Raw genomic sequence first — 19,332 nt, 5'->3', positions numbered from 1 at the left:
ATGGCCGGGGCGCACCCCGGGCCTAACTAAGAACCATTCTTACACACTATTGAGAAGAGTTCTTATTCACCTTCGTGCATATTTTGCCGACGGCGCCCTTGGGCCTGCGTTGCATCGTGAATTTCACCCACCAGCACCTCGATCACGTCTTCGAGGAAGAGCATGCCCACCGTTTCCCCGTCCTGATCAATCACCCGGGCCACATGGGAGCTGGTTTTCTGCATGATCTCCAGCGCGTCCTCGATTTCCGCGCTCGCGCTCACATTGGCCAGCGCCCGCATCTTGGTCACCGGGATCGGCCGATCATAGTCGGCCAGATCCAGCACATCCTTCAAGTGCAGGTAGCCGATGAACCGGCCCTTGGCATCGGCCATCGCGAACCGGGAGAACCCGGTCCGGCCCACGGCCTTCTCAAACTCACGTGGGGTGATCTGGCCTTCCTCCAAGGCGACCACGTCAGCAATCGGAACCATCACCTGGGCGGCCTTGTAATCGGAGAATTCAAGGGCACCACTGAGCAGCCCGGAATCGTCCTCGACCAGCCCAGACTTGGTGGATTCAGCCACAATCTGTTGGACCTCTTCCAACGTGTACGCGCTGGAGAGCTCATTTTGGGGTTGGATCCCAAACAGCTTCAGCAACCCGTTGGCCAGCGAGTTCAGCAGCTTCACCACCGGCAGCAGCAACTTGTCGAAGAACACCAGCGGCGGCGCCAGAATCAGCACCATCTTGTCCGCCAAGGACACCGAGAAGTTCTTGGGCACCATCTCGCCGAAAGTCACGTGCAGGAAGGTCACCACCAGCAATGCGACGATGAACGCGACCGTGCTGGAAACGGTTTCTGGGATCCCGATGGTGGTCAGCGGCCCGTACAGCAGGTGGTGCAGCGCCGGCTCGGAAACATTCAGGATCAGCAGCGAGCAGACGGTGATACCCAGCTGGCAGACGGCCAGCATTTGGTTCACGTGCTCCATCGCCCACAACGCCGTTTTGGCCCGCTTGGAGCCTTTCTCCACGAGGGGTTCGATCTGGCTGCGTCGGGCGCCCATGATGGCAAATTCGCCGGCGACGAAGAAGGCATTGCCTGCCAGCAACACGACCAGCCAGCCTAGTCCTGCCCAATCGCTCATGCTCGTTCACCGCCCTGCCGGTTTTGCCCCGGACCCTGATCCTGCCCTCGGTGGGCGTCAGCGGCGTCTTCGGCCATCGGCCGCGGGGTGAAGCGGACCCGGTCGACCCGGCGCCCGTCCATCAGCACGACCTTCAGGGTCCCGGTGTCGAGTTCCACAGTGTCCCCCACCGTCGGGATTCGGCCCAACACGTACATCAGATAACCGCCGACCGTTTCATAGCTGGGGTCATCTTCCAGATTCAATTGGGCAACTTGATCGGAAATCTCATCGGGGCGCAGCAGAGCCGGGAACTCCCAGCTACCATCGGCGCTTTGCAGCACGCCGCGTTGGATGCGGTCGTGTTCATCGGCCACATCCCCCACGATCTCTTCCACCAGGTCCTCGAGGGTGACCATGCCGGCCGTGCCCCCATATTCGTCCACGACGACGGCCATCTGCAGGTTGGCCACACGCAGATCGGTCATCAGGGCATCCAGCTTCATGGTTTCCGGCACCCGGGTGATTTCACTCATGATGGTCGCCGCGACCAACTCGTCACGCTTGGCCAGCGGCACGGCGGCGGCTTTCTTCACGTGGGTCACCCCGCGGATATCGTCCGGGTCATCGCCGATGACCGGGAACCGGGAGAAACCGGTGCTGCGGGTCAGCTCAATCAACTCGGTCAGGGACTGTTCGGCCGCAACCGTTTCCATCCGCATGCGCGGGGTCATGACATCGGCTGCGGTGCGTTCGGCGAACCGCAGCGAGCGGTCCACGAACTCAGCCGTACCGGCGTCCAAGGTGCCCAGCAGTGCAGACCGGCGCACCAGGGAGGCCAGCTCTTCGGGTGTCCGGGCGGAGGAGATTTCCTCTTTGACCTCGAAACCGAAGCGGTGCAGGAAGAAGTTGGAAAAGTTGTTCAGCAGCACGATCACCGGGCGGAACACTGCGGTGAAGGCCAGCTGGAAGGGGGCCAGTGCCCGGCCCACTTCGTACGATTTCGCGATGGAGAGGTTCTTGGGCAACAGCTCGCCAATCACCATGGACAAGAAGGTGGCCAGCACCATCGCCAGGGTCAGGGACAACGATTGCGCGAGCGCATCCGGCATCCCGCGGCTGATCGCCAGATCCCGCAGCAGCTTACCGACCGAGGGTTCCATCACGTACCCGGTCAACAAGGTTGTCAGGGTGATGCCCAGCTGACAGGAGGAGAGCTGGGTGGAGAGGGTCTTTAGCGCCCGCATCAGCGTTTTAGCTTTGGGGTCGCCGTTGTTGATGGCCCGTTGGACCGCGGCTTGGTCGATGGCGACGAAGGCGAACTCGACCGCGACGAAGAATCCGGTTCCGAGGATGAGTAGGACACCGAGTCCTAGCAACAACCATTCCATGCCAGCCTCACCGCCTTCGGCAGCTGGTGCGAGTAACGCGTGCGCCCGGTCTGGCCGGGCTGACTACTCGGTCCCTCCAATGCGGACTGCTCGGTGGCTTCGGAGCAAGCCTGTGCAGCGTCGGAGGCGGACCTGCCGCCTGTGGTGTTCGGCTCGACGGCACCGTGTGCAGCTACTGCCGTGGTGGCAGTGCTGTGGGCCGGAACGTGGGTGCGCGCATGCGCCGCGATTCGGTGAACGTCCATAAGGGTTCCTATGCTACCAACTTTGCGTTACCAACTCTGCGCCAGCGGGCGGCCTTCTTCGTAGCCTGCGCTGGACTGAATTCCCACCAGTGCACGCTCGTGGAATTCGGCCAGATTGTGGGCTCCGGCATAGCTCATGGCCGAGCGCAGCCCGGCGGTAATCGCATCCAGCTGGTCCTCTACCCCACCGCGGTCTGCTTCGAGGTACATGCGCGAGGTGGAGATACCTTCTTCGAAGATGGCTTTGCGGGCCCGTTCGAAGAGCTCGTCCCCGGCGGTGCGATGCTGTACCGCACGCTTGGAGGCCATCCCAAAGGATTCTTTGTAGGCCCGGCCCGTGTCCGGATCCACCTGCAGATCTCCCGGGGACTCGTAGGTGCCGGCGAACCAAGAACCGATCATGACCTGCGCGGCACCGGCCGCCAACGCCAAGGCCACATCTCGCGGGTAGCGCACCCCGCCGTCGGCCCAGACCTGCTTGCCGAGCGCCCGGGCGGCCTCAGCACACTCCAGCACGGCGGAGAACTGGGGTCGGCCGACCGCGGTCATCATGCGCGTGGTGCACATGGCCCCGGGACCCACGCCGACCTTCACGATGTCGGCCCCGGCCTCGATCAGATCACGGGTTCCGTCCGCGGAGACGACGTTTCCGGCGGCAATCACGGCATCCGGCGCCACCGAACGCACTGCTGCGAGGGCATCAAACATCTTCTGCTGGTGACCGTGCGCGGTGTCCACCACCAGCACGTCGGCGCCCTGTTCCAGCAGGGTCCGGGCCTTGGCCGCCACATCACCGTTGATCCCGACGGCGGCCGCCACCTGGAGCCGGCCCTGCGCATCCACTGCGGGGGTGTAGATGGTCCCGCGCAGCAGCCCCGCGGCAGTCAGCGCCCCGGCCACCGTGCCGTCGGCCGCGGTAACCACGGCATAATCCGTGCCGGCGGCCTGCAGCTTCGCGAAAATCTCCGGTAACGCGGCTTTCGTCACGTCCTCGGCGGCCACCGTCACCGGCACATCCACCATCACGTTGGCGGCCGAGGTGAACTGATCGGTGTTTGCGCAGTCGGCGGCCCGCACGATGCCGATGGGTCGGTGCTCGTCATCGACCACCGTCACGGCGGCGTGGTTACGCTTGGGCAGCAAGTGTTGGACCTCCAACACGGTGTCGTGGCGGCGCACCCACAGTGCCGTGTCAAACAGCACCGGCCGGGATTTGACCCACTCGATGACTTCCCCGGCAATGTCCGCCGGCACGTCTTGGGGCAGCACACCCAGGCCGCCGCGGCGGGCCATCGCCTCCAGCATCCGCCGGCCGGTGACCGCAGTCATGTTCGCGGCGACGATGGGCAGGGTGCTGCCGGTGCCATCGGCCGGGGCCAAATCCACATCCAACCGGGACAGCACGTCCGAGCGGGAGGGCACCAGAAACACGTCCGCGTACGTCAGGTCGGTCGTCGGGGTGTGCAGAAATTTCATCGAGTCAAAAAGCCTTCCAAAGTCTGGGAAACCACTACTGTTACACCACTGTAGTGTCAGCACCCGGTGATACCTACCACACCTGCCTAAAGAGTTGGCCAAGCCCTGCCTGCGTTCACTATGCTGGTGGGAAGGTTATCTGCGTGCCCGACCTATTAATTCTCACCGATTTTCCGTCGGCGCTCGCGGATCCCAACTAGCGCAACAGATGGAAGAGGCGTAAACACCGTGCCAGAATTGACGTCCAGTCGTCTTTCGGAAGAATTCCCTGGTAACGAATGGCTCGTTGCCGAAATTTACGAGAAATACAAGTCCGATAAGAACTCAGTGGACAAAAAATGGTGGGAAATCTTTGAGCAGCTAGAGGGCGCCGACGAGGGCGCTGACAGCTCCGCTCCGGCCAAGAATGGAACCGCTAAGAGTTCTCCTGCCGCCCCCGCCAAAAAGACCTCCGAGGCTAAGGCAGCCAAGAAGGAACCGGCCAAGAAACAAGACGAATCTGCTGTGCCTACCCCGGCCACCAAGCCAGCCGATAAGCCGAAGAAGAAGGCCAACCCGATCCCGTCTGAACCTGAATTGCCGAAGGCCCCGGCCGATGATGCCCCGGTAGCCGAAGACAAGGTTGACATTCTGCGTGGCCCAGCCCGCGCCATCGCCAAGAACATGGACCAGTCCTTGACGGTCCCGACGGCGACCACCGTTCGTTCCCTGCCCGCCAAGCTGCTGATTGACAACCGCATCGTCATCAACAACCACTTGGCTCGTGCCCGCGGTGGCAAGGTTTCCTTCACGCACCTGATCGGTTACGCCGTGGTGCGTGCGTTGGCCCAATTCCCGTCCATGAACGTCCGCTACGAAGAAGTAGACGGCAAGCCTGCTGCCGTGCAGCCGGCCCACGTGAACTTCGGTATCGCCATCGACATGCCGAAGGACGACGGCTCCCGCCTGCTGGTAGTCCCGAACATCAAGCGTGCCGAAACCATGAACTTCTCCGAGTTCTGGAACGCGTACGAGGACCTGATCCGCCGGGCCCGCTCCGGTAAGCTCACCGCCGACGACTACGCCGGCACCACCGTGTCGTTGACCAACCCGGGCGGTATCGGTACCGTCCACTCGGTCCCACGGCTTTCTGCCGGACAGGCCGCCATCATCGGTGTGGGTGCTTTGGATTACCCGGCCGAGTTCGGGGGTGCTTCCCCGAAGACCCTGAACCGCTTGGCCGTGTCCAAGACCATCACCTTGACCTCCACCTACGATCACCGCGTGATCCAGGGTGCCGGTTCCGGTGAGTTCCTGCGCCTAGTCCACCAGCTGCTGCTGGGTGCCCAGAACTTCTACGAGGACATCTTCGAGTCCATCCGGATCCCGTACGAGCCGGTCCAGTGGTCCGCCGATATCCAGGTCAACCCGGAAGACCAGATCAACAAGGTGGCCCGAATCCAGCAGCTGATTCACGCCTACCGTGTCCGCGGTCACCTGATGGCGGACACCGATCCGCTCGAGTACCGGATGCGCCGCCACCCGGACTTGGACGTCCAGACCCACGGGCTGACCCTGTGGGACTTGGACCGCGAATGGCCAACCGGCGGCTTCGGCGGCAAGCCGATGATGCCGCTGCGCTCCATCCTCGGTGTCCTGCGTGATGCGTACTGCCGCAACACCGGCATCGAGTACATGCACATCCACGATCCGGAAGAGCGCGAGTGGTTCCAGAACCAGCTGGAGCACCCGTACGAGAAACCATCCCGGGACGAGCAGCTGCGCATCCTGGGCCGGCTGAATGCCGCCGAAGCGTTTGAGACCTTCCTGCAGACCAAGTTCGTCGGGCAGAAGCGTTTCTCCCTCGAAGGCTCTGAGTCGCTGATCCCGCTGCTGGATGGTGTCATGTCCGGTGCCGCCGATGCCGGCCTCGAAGGGGTCACCATCGGTATGGCGCACCGCGGCCGGTTGAACGTGCTGACCAACATTGCCGGTAAGACCTACGCGCAGGTCTTCCGCGAGTTCGAAGGCACCCAGGACCCGCGTACCGTTCAAGGCTCCGGCGACGTGAAGTACCACTTGGGTACCTCCGGCACCTTCGTCTCCTACAAGGGCAACGAGACCAAGGTCTACTTGGCCGCCAACCCGTCCCACCTTGAGGCCGTCAACCCGGTCCTAGAGGGCATCACCCGCGCCAAGCAGGACCGCCTGGATCACGGTGGCGCCTCCTCGGCCTCCTTCTCGGTGCTGCCGATCCTGATTCACGGCGACGCCGCATTCGCCGGCCAGGGTGTGGTCACCGAGACCCTCAACCTGTCCCAGCTGCGCGGCTACCGCACCGGTGGTACCGTCCACGTCATCGTGAACAACCAGGTCGGTTTCACCACCCCACCGGCCTCGGCCCGCTCATCCGTCTACGCGACCGACGTCGCCAAGACCATTCAGGCCCCGATCTTCCACGTCAACGGCGACGACCCTGAGTCGGTTGTCCGTGTTGCCCAGCTGGCGTTTGAATACCGTCAGCGGTTCAACAAGGACGTGGTGATCGACATGATCAGCTACCGCCGCCGCGGTCACAACGAATCGGATGATCCGTCGATGACCCAGCCGCTGATGTACAACCTGATCGAGGCCAAGCGCTCCACCCGTAAGCTCTACACCGAGGCGCTGGTCGGCCGTGGTGACATCACCCAGGAAGAAGCCGATCAGGCACTGAAGGACTACCAGCAGCGTCTGGAGCGCGTCTTCGCCGAAACCCACGCCGCCCAGACCTCCCCGATCCCGGTGGTCGGCTCCGGGCTGACCGAGCTGCGTGATGACGCACCGGTTGGCAAGGATCCGGCAACCACCGCCATCTCCGCGGACACGCTGGCCAAGATTGGTGAGGCCCACGCCAACATCCCAGCTGGCTTCAACGTGCACCCGAAGCTGAAGGCCGTTCTGGAGCGCCGCGCCAAGATGGCCACCGAGGGTGGCATCGACTGGGGCTTCGCCGAGATCGCAGCCTTCGGCTCTCTGCTGATGGAAGGTGTTCCAGTCCGGTTGGCCGGCCAGGACTCCCGCCGCGGTACCTTCGTGCAACGCCACGCCGTGTTCCACGACCGCAGCAACGGTAACGAATGGTACCCGCTGCGTGAGCTGGAAGCCGATCAGGCCAAGTTCTGGGTCTACGACTCCCTGCTGAGCGAATACGCCGCCCTCGGCTTCGAGTACGGCTACTCCGTCGAGCGCCCAGACGCCTTGGTGCTGTGGGAAGCGCAGTTCGGTGACTTCGTCAACGGCGCCCAGACCATCATCGACGAGTTCGTCTCCTCCGCCGAGCAGAAGTGGGGCCAGCGCTCCTCCGTCGTCATGATGCTGCCGCACGGCTACGAAGGTCAGGGCCCGGACCACTCCTCCGCCCGCATCGAGCGTTTCCTGCAGCTGTGCGCCGAGGACAACATGACCGTGGTCAACCCGACCACCGGTGCCAACCACTTCCACCTGCTGCGCCAGCAGGCCTACGCCCGTCCGCGCCGCCCGCTGATCATCTTCACACCGAAGCAGCTGCTGCGACTGAAGGCCGCCGCTTCTTCGGTCGAGGACTTCACCAAGGGCAGCTTCCAGCCGGTCATCCCAGAACATGCGGATCTGTCCCCGAACCAGGTGGAGACCGTCATGCTGGTCTCCGGCCGCCTGTACTACGACCTGCTGGCTGAGCGAGACAAGCGTGATGACCGCACCACCGCCATCGTGCGTGTGGAGCAGCTCTACCCGCTGCCTACCGAGCAGATCAAGGCTGAGCTGGCCAAGTACCCGAACGCCGAAGTGCTCTGGGTACAGGACGAGCCAGCCAACCAGGGCCCATGGCCGTTCATGGTTGCCAACTTGGCGCCGGAGCTGGATCAGCCGATGCGTCTGGTCTCCCGCCCGGCCTCGGCCGCAACCTCCACCGGGTCGGCGAAGGTCCACCAGGTTGAAGGCCGCGAATTGGTGGCCCGCGCCTTTGGTGAGAAAGACGCCTAAGCCCTAGCGGTTTCTGCACTGCCGGTGCGGTAACCACATCGGGACCCAAGCAGTGGGGACGATCATCGACAAGATGGTCGTCCCCACTGTTGTTTGGTGGTGCTAACCCGATATCGCCTACGACTCTAGAAGGGTGGCGGGTTCTGTGCCTCGTCCCGTGCGGTGTAGTCATCCCATGCGCTCGGTGCCAGCGGGCGAAGCGGCTTGGTCAGAGTCCGCTTCCCCGTCTTCGGGAAGCTGAACTCTAGGACGCCGTCGCCTAGCTGCGGTTGTGCCAGCACGGTCCACCAGCCGGCGGTTTTCCCGGTGTGGTGTGTCGGGCAGAACAACCCCATCCAGCGGTAACCGCTGTGTCCGCCTTCGGACCAGTCGTTCCAATGGTCGAGCTCGCATTGATCCGCCGGAACCCGGCAACCCGGGAAGCGGCAATGCCCGTCACGGTAAGAGATGAGCTCGCGCACCCGCTGTGGGACCCGTCTGCTCTTGCGGCCGGTGCCGAGGGGATAGCCGGTGATCGGATCGGTCAAGATGATGTGCACGCTCTCTGCTTCAGCTACGGCCTGTGCGGAGGCGGGCGCCGACAAGGGCTCTGCACTGCCCAGCACGGTAGCGTGAGCATCGGTATCGGGCGCATCCGGTGGTGGAGGCCTGTGTCGGTTTTTCTTTCCCTGCCGGCTGGCGCGCCGGTTGCGCATGGCCCGGTCATAGAGTTCTGGGTAGGCGCTCTTGAGGAATCCCAAGGTTCGTTCATCGACGGTGCCGCCGAGGGCAACTAGCTGTTCAAAGCTCACGGTGACCAACAAGTGCGTCTGTACGCTGATCCGCGGGCGGGTGCCGCCGCTGGTCGGAGGCTGCTGGCTTGGCACGAGGCCGACGGGGGCTGCGGGTACCGGTGCGGTCTCTTCCGAATCTGGCTGCTGGTTTTCGCTGATGTTGTCCTCGGCTGTGTCTTCGGCGAGGAGCAGATCGGTGAAGACATCGGCTTGCAGCTGGCGCATGGTCCGGCCTGTGCTGAGTCCGCGGGCACGCAGGTGTTTGGTAGCTGCGGCTAGTTTGCGTTCCAGCTGGGTAAGGTCGGCGGAGCTGAGGAAGGCTTCGAGCCGGCCCATCCCATCGGCGGCCGAAGAAATCCGTACGTATCGGTTGGCGCGTGCCCGCCGGTGACGTTGTGCCGGCGGTTGGGGGTGGTGCTCATTGCGGGCTTGAGCCGCCTGATCGCGGAAGTCTTGATCATCGGGAGCGGTGCTGGCCAGTTCGCTGAGTTGACGACCTAACTTGCCTTTGGCGTCCTCGTGTTCTGCCACCTGTTCTTGGTACTGTCCCGGTTCCCAAGCCGATCCGTCCGGCGCGTGTTTCTTTTTCGGCGAAGCAATGGACTTCAGCTGGGCCGCCGCGGCCTCGGCGATGGGGACGGAGATTTCTCCGCGTTCGAGTTTGTTGAGCAACTCGGCCCCGTGCTGGACCAGGTTGACGGCCGCGACGATGTGTTGGCGGGCCGTCCGGTCCGTGGTCCCGGTGACGCGGGCCAGCTCGGCAAGCATTTTGCGCAGCAGCACGCCTGCGTCGTGTTCCTCCAGCCACGGGACGGTGAGCTGCTGTGCGCTGGTCTGCGGCTTGGAGTGGCGGACATAGGCCAAGGCAAAGTCGAAGAGGTGCCGGTAGTGTTTGGCCGCGAGCGCCCGGCGGTCTTGCTCGAGGGCCTGCAGTTCCGCGCTCGCGCGTTCTAACGGGTCCGTGGTGGTAGCGGTGGTCGCGATGCCATCGTCAGTGGATGCAACGTTGGTCTGCGGTGTGCTCACGGCTACCTCCTTCGGGTCTGGTGCAACGTGCTGCGGATGACCTCTACGGTAGGAGCGTTGTGTTCCGTTCAGGGTACTGTGGTGCCGGCTATCCACGAGTATGGCCCGCAGAACGGCGGTGTGGAGGAATCCGGACGAAAAGCTGCGCTTGTGACGGGCTCGCCGCTGCCGGGTGAGCGGGGTCGTTGCTGATACGCTCGAAAACACAGCTTTGGGTAGGAACCCGATTGGGAAGGGACAGGTGTAGCGTTGCGGCAGATTCGGATTATTGCACTCGGTGAGCAGATCCTCGCCGGTGTCGGCGACCCTCGGGCCATGGGCTGGCTGGGGCGCGTGCTCGCCAAGACCGACCCGTCCGGAACCCTAATTGAGGCCTACCCCCTCGCCGTTCCCGAAGAGACCACCGAGGAGCTTTCCGCCCGCTGGGAGACTGAGGTCCGCCGTCGGGTGGGAGCCGAGGTGGAGAACCATTTGATCATCGCGTTGGGCGATCATGATTTGGATATTGACATCACCACGGCCCGGTCCCGGTTGCAGTTGGCGAATGTGCTCGATGCCGCCCACCAGAGCCAGCTGCCGGTGCTGGTTGTTGGCCCGATCCCCGGGCTGGATGCCGAGCGCAACGCCCGGTTAGCGGATCTGAACCGCGCGTATGCCGATGTGGTGACCCGGCGTGGCTTCCACTACGTGGACACGTTTACCGCGTTGCAGCAGCACGAGCAGTGGCGGGCCGACCTGAACGCCAACCACGGGCTGCCGGGACAGGCCGGCTACGGGCTGATCGCGTGGTTGGTGCTGCATCGGGGCTGGTACCAGTGGTTGAATCTTCCTGAGCCGACCGCATAGCATTTTTATTTCTGCAGCTTAACGCGGATAGACTGGACGGTAAATCAACTCAAAGGAGGCCCTCTATGAGCAAGCGCGCCCGTAAGCGTAAGGATCGCCGCAAGAACAAGGCGAACCACGGCAAGAAGCCAAACTGCTAACAATCGTTTTGTAGCAACGCAAAAAGCGTGGCCCCTCGACAGTGAGGTGGCCACGCTTTTTCGTTGCGTTGCGGGTGCTGTATCGGCGGTTATTCGCTGCGGTAGACCGTCACCTGGGTGAGCCGCATTTGGATGGAGGCCCGCAATTGTTGTGGGGCTTTCTCCCGGCAGGAGCGCTTCAGTGCGGCCCGGATCAGGCACTCTAGATCGTATTCATCCCCGCAGCGTTTGCATTCTTCCAGGTGGCGCTGCACGGTGGCCAGCTCCGCGTCGGTGAGCACCCCGTCGAGGTACTCGTAGATTTGTTCCAGACGCGCCTCCGGGCAATCGGCACCGGTGCAAGGCTCATTCTTCTCTGCGCCGCTCACTTCTGCTGCTCCTTCGTGCTGGTGGTCTTCGTGTCAGTTTTCTTTGCCCGTTGAGCTTCGACGTTGATGCCGCGCCCGGCCGCATAGTCGGCGAGCAGTTCCCGCAATTGCTTGCGGCCCCGGTGCAGCCGGGACATGACGGTACCAATCGGCACATCCAGAATCTGGGCGACCTCCTTGTAGGAGAAGCCCTCGACGTCGGAGAAGTAGACCGCCAACCGGAACTCTTCCGGGATTTGGGCCAGCGCGTCTTTGATGTCCGAATCCGGGAGCCGATCCAGCGCCTCGGCCTCGGCCGAACGCAGCCCCGTCGGGGAGTGCTCGGCGGCCTGAGCCATCTGCCAGTCCTCGACGGTGTCCGTCTGGGTCTGCTGCGGCTGACGCTGGGCCTTACGATAAATATTGATGTAGGTGTTGGTCAGGATCCGGTACAGCCACGCCTTCAAGTTGGTGCCCGGCTTGTACTGGTGGAACGCGGAGTAGGCCTTGGTGTAGGCCTCCTGCACCAAGTCTTCAGCGTCCTGCGGGTTGCGGGTCATCCGCATGGCGGCAGCGTAGAGCTGATCGACGTACTCGAGGGCGTACTTTTCGAATCTGGCCCGGCGTTCCGGCTCGGTCTCAGTCGCAACATCGACCACCGGGTCGGCCTCAACATCGCCAGGAACGGAAGACATCGGCTTCACCTTTTCTTTGAGGATCACTTCAGCTGAGTCTACCTTTCAATCGGGCATTGCTACTGGTTCCAACCCTCAAAGCGGGTTAACTATTCCGGATTGATGCCAAAAGATGAAAGACTAACGAAGGTAAGACCCGTTTATCATTCGGATCACTCCCCTACCTGACACTAGGAGAACACGATGACCCTCGCACAACGTTTGGCCCGTCCCCTGTTGGCTAGCAGCATTATCGCTTCCGGCATCAAGCAACTGCGTGCACCCGAGGCAGCAGCTACCTCTCTTGAGCCAGTTCTCGCCCAGGCAGGTCAGGCCAATCCGTCGTTGAGCCTGGTCACCGACAACCCTGATTTGGTGGCCCGCGTCCTCGGCGGCATCCAAGTCGGTTCCGGCGCCCTGTTGGCGCTGGGCAAGCTGCCACGTTTCGCGGCGATTCTGCTCGGCGCAACCCAGTCCGTGACCGCAGCGGTGGAATACCTCTCCGCCCCGGCTGACACCGAAGAAGAACAGGAAGCGCGCAACACCACCTTGTTAAAGAACGCATCCATCATCGGCGGTGTCATCTACGCCTCCGTAGACCGCGGCGGTAAGCCATCGTTGGCATGGCGCGCCGAGCATCTGGCCAAGGACGCCCAGAAGCAGGCCTCCAAGGCTATTGAGAATTTGAAGAAGTAGGTTGTTGATCCTCTCGACGATGACCACAAACTCTGCTTTGGAATACTGGCCGGCACCGGTGGCCCACACCCCGGTGCGGGCCAGTGTTCATGTTCCCGCTTCTAAATCCCTCACCAACCGGTACTTGACGTTAGCCACGCTGGCGGCGCTGAACCCGGAGAACACCGCGCCGACGGTGCTGCATAACCCGTTGGCCTCCCGTGACTCGGACTTGATGGTCCAGGCGCTGGCCGCGATGGGCATCACCATGACCGAGGCAGCAGACGGCAGCTGGCAGTTCAACCGGGCCACCAAGACTGAAGCCGCTGCGCAAGGTCAGGAGGCTGCCGCTCCGGTGTATATCGAATGCGGTTTGGCCGGCACCGTGATGCGCTTTGCGCCGGTGTTGGCGGCCCTGATCGGCGGGGACTACATTTTTGACGGCGACCCGGGAGCCCGGGTGCGCCCCATGTCAGAGTTGCTCTCCGCCCTCGCCCAGCAGGGCGTGGAGCTGACCCAGTTGGATGAGCAACACAATCCGATCACGTGCGCTGCGGGGCAGGAGATGACGCTGCCGTTCAGGTTGCGCTCGACCGGCTCGCTACCGGGCGGCACGGTGACCTTGGATTCGACTGCGACCAGTCAATACATCACCGCGCTGCTCTTTCTCGGCGTAGGAACCGAGTCCCCGCTGACGATTGTGCACACGGGCGCGAAGGTCCCCTCCCCGGACCACATCGACATGACCGTCCAGCTGTTGGCCGAGCACGGCATTTCTGTTGCCGGGCGCGGACCGCGCTGGACCGTCACTCCCGGACGGATCGCCGGGTTCACCACCACGGTAGAACCCGATCTGTCCAATGCGGGACCGTTCTTGGCGGCTGCCGTGGTCACCGGTGGGACGGTGTCCGTGCCGCACTGGCCGGCCCGCACCACCCAGGTGGGCGATCAGTGGCGGACGCTGCTGCCGCGCTTTGGCGCGAGAGTGGAGTTCACCCCGGATGCCCACGATTCAAGTGTGGGCACCTTGACGGTCACCGGTAGCTCCGAGCAAGACCCGGATGGGCGCGTGTCCTTCCCCGGCGGCGGGACAATATCGGATGCCTCCGAATTGGCCCCAACCCTGGCGGCCATCGCCGCGTTGGCGAACTCCCCCACCACCCTGACCGGCATCGCGCACTTACGCGGGCACGAGACAGACCGGTTGGCCGCGCTGACCACTGAAATCAACGCCCTGGGCGGATCGGTCGTGGAAACCGCGGACGGGCTTCAGATCACCCCGGCCCCGCTGCAGGCCGGCGACTTCGGTAGCTACCACGATCACCGGATGGCCACCGCCGGCGCCATCATCGGCCTTGCGGTCCCCGGCATCCGGGTGGAGAACATCGCCACCACCGCCAAAACGATGCCGGACTTCCCCCAGCTCTGGGCGGACATGGTTGGTGAGACGGCAACTGCGGAGTCGGGTTCGTGAGCGGTCGCTGGGATCACTACGATGAATCGGCGGCCCGCATCCGGCCCAGCAAGCGGGGCTCACGGCCCCGCAGCAAACGCCGCCCCGAACACCAAGACGCCGTCATCGGACGGATCGTCACGGTAGACCGGGGCCGGTACCGCGCCCACGTCAGCGCCGAAGCCGCCGACGACGGGGCACCGGCCCGCGTGGTCACCGCCGTCCGGGCCAAGGAATTACGCCGTAAACCTGTGGTCCCCGGAGACCGGGTGTCTTTAGTCGGAGACCTCAGCGGGCAGCCCGGAACGCTGGCCCGGTTGGTGAAGATCCAGCCGCGTACGACCATGCTGCGCCGTTCTGCCGATGACACCGACGAGGTGGAACGGGTCATCGTGGCCAACGCTGATCAGCTGCTCATCGTGGTCGCTGCAGCGAACCCGGAGCCACGGCACGGTTTTGTGGACCGGGCGCTGGCGGCCGCCTTCGACGCGGGACTGGACCCGCTGATCTGCGTGACCAAGGCGGATTTGCGGGACCCGGAGGAATTCCTCGCCCCCTACCGCCACTTGCAGATCCCCATCGTGATCTCCCACCCGGTGGATGACGGCAGTATCGACCCCGGGATGTCTCTGCCGCTGGATCAGGACTTCCTCGCCGAAGTGCAGGAATTGTTGGCCGGACACATCACGGTGCTACTGGGCCATTCCGGTGTTGGCAAGTCCACGCTGGTGAACGCGCTGACCGGTTCTACCCGGGCCACCAGCCACGTGAACGTGGTGACCGGCCGGGGCCGGCATACCTCGTCGTCGGCGCAGGCCATTGCCATCGATGACGGTGTCGATGACACGTGGGTGATCGACACCCCGGGGGTGCGGACCTTGGGGCTGGGACACGTGCCGGCCGAGAATATCTTGGCGGCTTTTACCGACTTGGTGCCGGCGACCGCAGAATGCCCGCGCGGCTGCACCCACGCTGCCGGAGCGCCGGGCTGCATGCTAGATCCCTGGGTGGCTGAGGGTAAAGCCGGGCCGGCCGGTGCGCAGCGACTCGATTCGCTGCGGAAGTTACTTTTGTCACGTACCGATGCCCTGGAAGAGGGCGATGACGACGCGAAGGAGCTAGGCACCCTAGGGTAGCGTAGAAGACATGTCCGCGGATGCTAAAGATTACACAGAAGACCTCCGGCTCGCCCACTTTCTGGCCGACGCCGTCGATGCCCTGACCATGGAGCGCTTTGGCGCCGTGGATTTGAAAGTGGAGACCAAACCGGATTTGACCCCGGTCTCCGACGCGGACCGTGCCGCCGAGGAGCTCATCCGATCCCAACTCTCCCGCATCCGCTCCCGCGATGCCGTCCTCGGTGAGGAGTACGGCCTGTCTGGCAACAGCCCCCGGCGCTGGATCATCGACCCGATCGATGGCACCAAGAACTTTGTGCGCGGGGTGCCGGTCTGGGCCACGCTGATCGCGCTGGTCGATGACGGCGAACCCGTCGTCGGGTTGGTGTCTGCCCCGGCCCTGCAGCGGCGTTGGTGGGCGGCCAAGGGCGCTGGCGCTTACACGGGTAAGTCGCTGGCGAAGGCCCACCGCATCAACGTTTCCAAGGTCGCCACCGTAGCCGATGCCTCCATGTCCTTTTCCTCCTTGGAAGGCTGGCGCGAGCGCGGCAACATCCGCGAATTCCTCGAACTGACCTCTGATTTGTGGCGCATCCGCGCCTACGGTGACTTCTGGTCCTACTGCCTAGTGGCTGAGGGCGCCGTCGACATCGCCTGTGAGCCAGAGTTGGAACTCTACGACATGGCCGCGCTGGTGCCGATTGTCACCGAGGCTGGCGGCACGTTCACCTCTTTAGAGGGTGAAGCTGGCCCGTGGGGCGGCAACGCGTTGGCCACCAACGGTCTGCTACATCAAGAAGTTCTGCACCGGCTGAACCCCGAGGTCATCGGCCAACGGCCCGCCGAATAACGACAGGCTGCTTGATGGCACCTGTGCTGTGGGTCTTCCTCGGCGGCGGCCTAGGCACCGCGGCCCGGTACGGGGTGCAATTGCTCTTGGGCGAGCCCGGCCAGAGTTTTGATACGGCGATCTTTGCGGTCAACGTTGCGGGCGCGTTTGGACTCGGCGCCATCCAACCGTGGCTGAAACGCATGAGTGCGGCACAATCCGGATTTATCGGCCCCGGGTTCTTTGGTGGCTTCACCACCTATTCAGCCTTGATGGTCTCCCCCGTCGTCACCGCCCGGGCCGGGGATGTTTCCGGTTCCATCACCTACTTCCTGGTGTCCTTGGCTGCTGGGTTGGTCGCGGCTTGGTTGGGCATCGCCCTGACAAAGTCGCGGCATCGAGGTTAGCCCATGGCATTTTTGGAACATCCTGCGGCACTTGTTGGCCTGATCTTTGTGCTGGGCGGGCTGGGTTCGGTGATCCGATACGTGGCGGCACAGGCGGCGCCCTATGGTCTGGTGTTTGTGAACATGGCCGGCTCCGTATTACTGGGGATCATCGCTAGCTTGAGCGTCCTAGACACCACCAGTGGCGTAGGCCTGCTCTTAGCCACCGGATTGTGCGGTGGCCTGACCACCTTTTCAACGGTGATGGTGCTCTGGGCTCAAGATCTGCATCAACGGCGGATTCGCCACCTGTTACGCAGCATCCGGTTACACCTGTTCACCGGACTGTTGGCGGCCGCCGTCGGTCTTTTCCTCGGGACGGTGCTTGAGCCACTACTGGCGCCTGTACTCGGGTAATCCCCGCCACGTTTACACCCTAGGGAATAAAGCATCTGGTAGGCTCGTTATACCGATAGTTCAAATTTGAAGTAACTGCTGGCGGGTCGTCACCCGGCGGCACCCACGAGCAGGAACAAGGAGCAATCGTGACTGAGCAACAAATGCAGTTCGGTATTTTCACCATCGGGGACGTCACCGTCGATCCCACCACCGGTAAGGCCCCAACCGAGAACGAGCGAATCAAGGCCACGGTCGAAATCGCCAAGAAGGCCGAAGAGGTCGGCTTGGATGTTTTCGCCACCGGGCAGCACCACAACCCACCGTTTGTGGCTCCCGCTAATCCGCCGGTGCTCTTGGCCAACATTGCTGCCCAGACCGAGAAGCTGATCCTCTCGACGGCAACCACGCTGATCACCACCACCGATCCGGTGCGCATCGCTGAAGACTATGCCTACTTGCAGCACCTGGCCGATGGTCGAGTTGACTTGACCATGGGCCGCGGTAACACCGGCCCGGTGTACCCGTGGTTCGGCAAAGACATCCGGCAGGGCATTCCACTGGCCATCGAGAACTATGCGCTGCTGCACAAGCTCTGGCGTGAAGAGGACGTGGACTGGTCCGGACGCTTCCGCACGCCACTGCATCAGTTCACCGCTACCCCGCGGCCGCTGGATAATGTTCCACCGTTCGTGTGGCACGGCTCCATCCGGTCCCCAGAGATCGCTGAGCAGGCTGCGTTCTACGGTGATGGGTTCTTCCACAACAACATTTTCTGGAACAAGGAGCACACCGAACGCTTGGTGAAGCTGTACCGCGAGCGCTACGAGCACTACGGTCACGGTAAGGCTCACCAGGCCATCGTGGGTCTCGGTGGCCAGGTTTACATGGCCAAGAACTCCCAAGACGCCATCAAGGAGTTCCGCCCGTACTTCGACCACGCACCGGTCTACGGCGGTGGCCCAAGCCTAGAAGACTTTATGGAACAGACCCCGCTGACCGTGGGTACCCCGGAACAGGTCATCGAGAAGACGCTGTCCTTCCGCGACTACGCCGGTGACTACCAGCGCCAGTTGTTCTTGATCGACCACGCCGGCCTGCCGCTGCAGAAGGTGCTGGAGCAGATCGAGTTGCTGGGCGAGGAAGTCGTGCCGGTCCTTCGTAAGGAGTTCGCCATCGGGCGTCCGGACGATGTGCCGAACGCACCAGTTCACGGCGACGCCAAGAAGGAAACCGTTAACCTCCCGCAAAAGTAGAATGAACTCATGAGTTCCAATGCCCTTCTCCAAGACGCCTGGCGGCAGTACTTTGAAACTTCCGCCGCGTTGACCAACGCCGTTGATGAGCACCTGCAGGAAAGCAGTGGTCTATCGGTCGGTGACTACAACATTTTGCTGGCTCTTGTGGAAGCACCGGAACACCGATTACGGATGGGCGAGCTCGCGGAGCGGATCATTTTTTCCGCTTCGCGGCTCAGCTACCGGATCCGCCGACACGAAGATCGCGAATGGGTCAGCATTGTGCCGGACGCCGCCGACGGACGCTCTAGGTGGGTGCAGTTGATGCCCGAAGGCAAACGCGTTTTTCTGCGGGCGGCCAAGCTCCACTCCGTGTTCGTCCGCGAGCACTTCATGAATCTACTCTCCGAAGATGATGCGGAGACACTCGTGCGGATCTTTCAACGCATCGAACTGGGGCTTACTTCCTAGTCGCATGAAACCAAGCACGAATCTTTACGATTCCGATCTTAGGCATTCGCCTCGGCAGTAGCTTTCTGGCGACGGTTCGGCAAGAGTCCGGAGAGTGTCAGCAGCACGGCATAGAACACGAAGTAGATCAGGGCCCGGTAGAACGCCATCAGGAAACCGTTCGGGCTACTGACATAGCGGCCCTCCGCATCAACGACGGTTGCCGAACCTGACACGTGGGTCTCTCCACCGATCGTCTCTACCATGGCGCTGCCTTGGAGCCGTTGCCCGGGTTCAAGGAAGAGCGCCTCATAAGGAGCGTTGAAGATGGGGTTTCCGGGAATGTCAAAGATCGTGCCCACCAAGACGATCAGAATGAGCAGTAGCGAGCCTTCCTGCGACCAGCCGCGCTGGCGAATCTTAAACAGGCCGATGAGAAAGCCCGCGAAGATGACCCCGCTTGCGACCCATTGGATTTCAATGACAGCTCCAAAGAACAAGGGGAGAACAAAACTCACCACGAAGATGAAAGCGCCAAGAGCGAGCAGAAGGCCACCAAGAATCAGCGCCGTATTCCTAAAATTTTTCACGCGTTCACGTCACCATTACGTTTATTTCGATACATCAGTACTGAGCCTAGCCAGCCCTTGTGGACCAGAAATGAACTTTAGGGGCTCTTCGGAATTTTGGGTGTAGATCGGTTTTGTGATCGGGGTGTGTTGAAGGCATAAAAAGTGTCGAGGTCTTTCGAAGATGGAAGTGCTGAAACAACACAT

The 19,332-nt window shown here is 62.7% G+C and carries 19 protein-coding genes; 11 read left to right on the top strand and 8 right to left on the bottom strand.

Features of this window, described 5'->3' with window-relative positions; all coding sequences use genetic code 11:
• Nucleotides 1–62: 62 nt before the first annotated feature.
• Genes ACFFFR_RS09245 through ACFFFR_RS09230 form a run of 4 tightly spaced genes read right to left on the bottom strand, consistent with a single transcriptional unit; the run spans nt 63 to nt 4,221 of the window.
• Nucleotides 63–1,130 carry a hemolysin family protein gene (locus ACFFFR_RS09245; protein WP_377459814.1) on the bottom strand — a complete coding sequence of 356 codons (1,068 nt, stop codon included), beginning with the start codon at nt 1,128–1,130 and terminating at the stop codon, nt 63–65.
• Nucleotides 1,127–2,500, bottom strand: a complete 1,374-nt coding sequence (locus ACFFFR_RS09240; protein ID WP_377459813.1) for a hemolysin family protein — start codon at nt 2,498–2,500, stop codon at nt 1,127–1,129. The genes ACFFFR_RS09245 and ACFFFR_RS09240 overlap by 4 nt, the downstream gene beginning before the upstream one ends.
• A complete protein-coding gene (locus tag ACFFFR_RS09235) occupies nt 2,482–2,745 on the bottom strand; it encodes a hypothetical protein (RefSeq protein ID WP_377459812.1) in 264 nt (87 codons plus the stop codon). Before ACFFFR_RS09235 ends, ACFFFR_RS09240 begins: the two co-directional genes overlap by 19 nt.
• A gap of 27 nt (nt 2,746–2,772) precedes the next feature.
• Nucleotides 2,773–4,221 carry a GuaB1 family IMP dehydrogenase-related protein gene (locus tag ACFFFR_RS09230; RefSeq protein WP_377459810.1) on the bottom strand — a complete coding sequence of 483 codons (1,449 nt, stop codon included), beginning with the start codon at nt 4,219–4,221 and terminating at the stop codon, nt 2,773–2,775.
• A gap of 228 nt (nt 4,222–4,449) precedes the next feature.
• On the opposite strand from ACFFFR_RS09230, the gene ACFFFR_RS09225 reads away from it, so the two are divergent.
• Nucleotides 4,450–8,205 (top strand): multifunctional oxoglutarate decarboxylase/oxoglutarate dehydrogenase thiamine pyrophosphate-binding subunit/dihydrolipoyllysine-residue succinyltransferase subunit, encoded by a 3,756-nt coding sequence (locus ACFFFR_RS09225; protein ID WP_377459808.1) that lies wholly within the window; start codon nt 4,450–4,452, stop codon nt 8,203–8,205.
• Nucleotides 8,206–8,330: 125 nt separating this feature from the next.
• Here the strand turns inward: ACFFFR_RS09225 and ACFFFR_RS09220 are convergent, their stop codons facing one another.
• Nucleotides 8,331–10,004, bottom strand: coding sequence for an HNH endonuclease signature motif containing protein (locus ACFFFR_RS09220; RefSeq protein ID WP_377459806.1), 1,674 nt, complete (start codon nt 10,002–10,004; stop codon nt 8,331–8,333).
• A gap of 249 nt (nt 10,005–10,253) precedes the next feature.
• Between ACFFFR_RS09220 and ACFFFR_RS09215 the strand changes: the two genes are divergently transcribed.
• Both ACFFFR_RS09215 and ACFFFR_RS09210 read left to right on the top strand, forming a co-directional pair.
• Complete coding sequence (locus tag ACFFFR_RS09215; RefSeq protein WP_377459805.1) at nt 10,254–10,850, top strand: GDSL-type esterase/lipase family protein; 597 nt, start codon at nt 10,254–10,256, stop codon at nt 10,848–10,850.
• Between the two features lie 65 nt (nt 10,851–10,915).
• Nucleotides 10,916–10,990, top strand: a complete 75-nt coding sequence (locus ACFFFR_RS09210) for a 50S ribosomal protein bL37 (RefSeq protein ID WP_377460168.1) — start codon at nt 10,916–10,918, stop codon at nt 10,988–10,990.
• An 89-nt stretch (nt 10,991–11,079) separates the two neighbouring features.
• On the opposite strand, the gene rsrA is transcribed toward ACFFFR_RS09210, so the two are convergent.
• Nucleotides 11,080–11,358 (bottom strand): mycothiol system anti-sigma-R factor, encoded by a 279-nt coding sequence (gene rsrA / locus ACFFFR_RS09205; protein ID WP_377459803.1) that lies wholly within the window; start codon nt 11,356–11,358, stop codon nt 11,080–11,082.
• Nucleotides 11,355–12,032 carry a sigma-70 family RNA polymerase sigma factor gene (locus ACFFFR_RS09200; RefSeq protein WP_377459801.1) on the bottom strand — a complete coding sequence of 226 codons (678 nt, stop codon included), beginning with the start codon at nt 12,030–12,032 and terminating at the stop codon, nt 11,355–11,357. Before ACFFFR_RS09200 ends, rsrA begins: the two co-directional genes overlap by 4 nt.
• A 183-nt stretch (nt 12,033–12,215) precedes the next feature.
• Between ACFFFR_RS09200 and ACFFFR_RS09195 the strand changes: the two genes are divergently transcribed.
• The 8 genes from ACFFFR_RS09195 to ACFFFR_RS09160 all read left to right on the top strand — a co-directional run bounded on the left by ACFFFR_RS09195 (nt 12,216) and on the right by ACFFFR_RS09160 (nt 18,577).
• On the top strand, nt 12,216–12,707 hold the full coding sequence (locus ACFFFR_RS09195; RefSeq protein ID WP_377459799.1) for a DoxX family protein: 492 nt from the start codon (nt 12,216–12,218) through the stop codon (nt 12,705–12,707).
• Nucleotides 12,708–12,726: 19 nt separating this feature from the next.
• Complete coding sequence (aroA, locus tag ACFFFR_RS09190; protein WP_377459798.1) at nt 12,727–14,160, top strand: 3-phosphoshikimate 1-carboxyvinyltransferase; 1,434 nt, start codon at nt 12,727–12,729, stop codon at nt 14,158–14,160.
• A complete protein-coding gene (gene rsgA, locus ACFFFR_RS09185) occupies nt 14,157–15,275 on the top strand; it encodes a ribosome small subunit-dependent GTPase A (protein ID WP_377459796.1) in 1,119 nt (372 codons plus the stop codon). The genes aroA and rsgA overlap by 4 nt, the downstream gene beginning before the upstream one ends.
• A gap of 10 nt (nt 15,276–15,285) precedes the next feature.
• On the top strand, nt 15,286–16,107 hold the full coding sequence (gene hisN, locus ACFFFR_RS09180; protein ID WP_377459794.1) for a histidinol-phosphatase: 822 nt from the start codon (nt 15,286–15,288) through the stop codon (nt 16,105–16,107).
• Between the two features lie 14 nt (nt 16,108–16,121).
• Entirely contained in the window at nt 16,122–16,493 is a 372-nt protein-coding gene (locus tag ACFFFR_RS09175; RefSeq protein WP_377459792.1) for a fluoride efflux transporter FluC, read from the top strand.
• Nucleotides 16,494–16,496: 3 nt separating this feature from the next.
• Complete coding sequence (locus tag ACFFFR_RS09170; RefSeq protein WP_377459790.1) at nt 16,497–16,889, top strand: fluoride efflux transporter FluC; 393 nt, start codon at nt 16,497–16,499, stop codon at nt 16,887–16,889.
• Nucleotides 16,890–17,032: 143 nt separating this feature from the next.
• Nucleotides 17,033–18,124: an LLM class flavin-dependent oxidoreductase gene (locus ACFFFR_RS09165; protein WP_377460166.1), complete on the top strand. Its 1,092-nt coding sequence runs from the start codon at nt 17,033–17,035 to the stop codon at nt 18,122–18,124.
• Between the two features lie 9 nt (nt 18,125–18,133).
• Nucleotides 18,134–18,577, top strand: coding sequence for a MarR family winged helix-turn-helix transcriptional regulator (locus tag ACFFFR_RS09160; protein ID WP_377459788.1), 444 nt, complete (start codon nt 18,134–18,136; stop codon nt 18,575–18,577).
• A 38-nt stretch (nt 18,578–18,615) separates the two neighbouring features.
• On the opposite strand, the gene ACFFFR_RS09155 is transcribed toward ACFFFR_RS09160, so the two are convergent.
• Entirely contained in the window at nt 18,616–19,146 is a 531-nt protein-coding gene (locus ACFFFR_RS09155; protein ID WP_377459786.1) for a hypothetical protein, read from the bottom strand.
• Nucleotides 19,147–19,332 lie beyond the last annotated feature (186 nt).

Origin of the sequence: Micrococcoides hystricis (genome assembly GCF_042434215.1) — a bacterium.
GTDB classification, from domain to species: Bacteria; Actinomycetota; Actinomycetes; order Actinomycetales; family Micrococcaceae; genus Micrococcoides; species Micrococcoides hystricis.
Note: the sequence above shows the minus strand (reverse complement) of the source record. Positions and strands in the feature narration are given on the sequence as shown.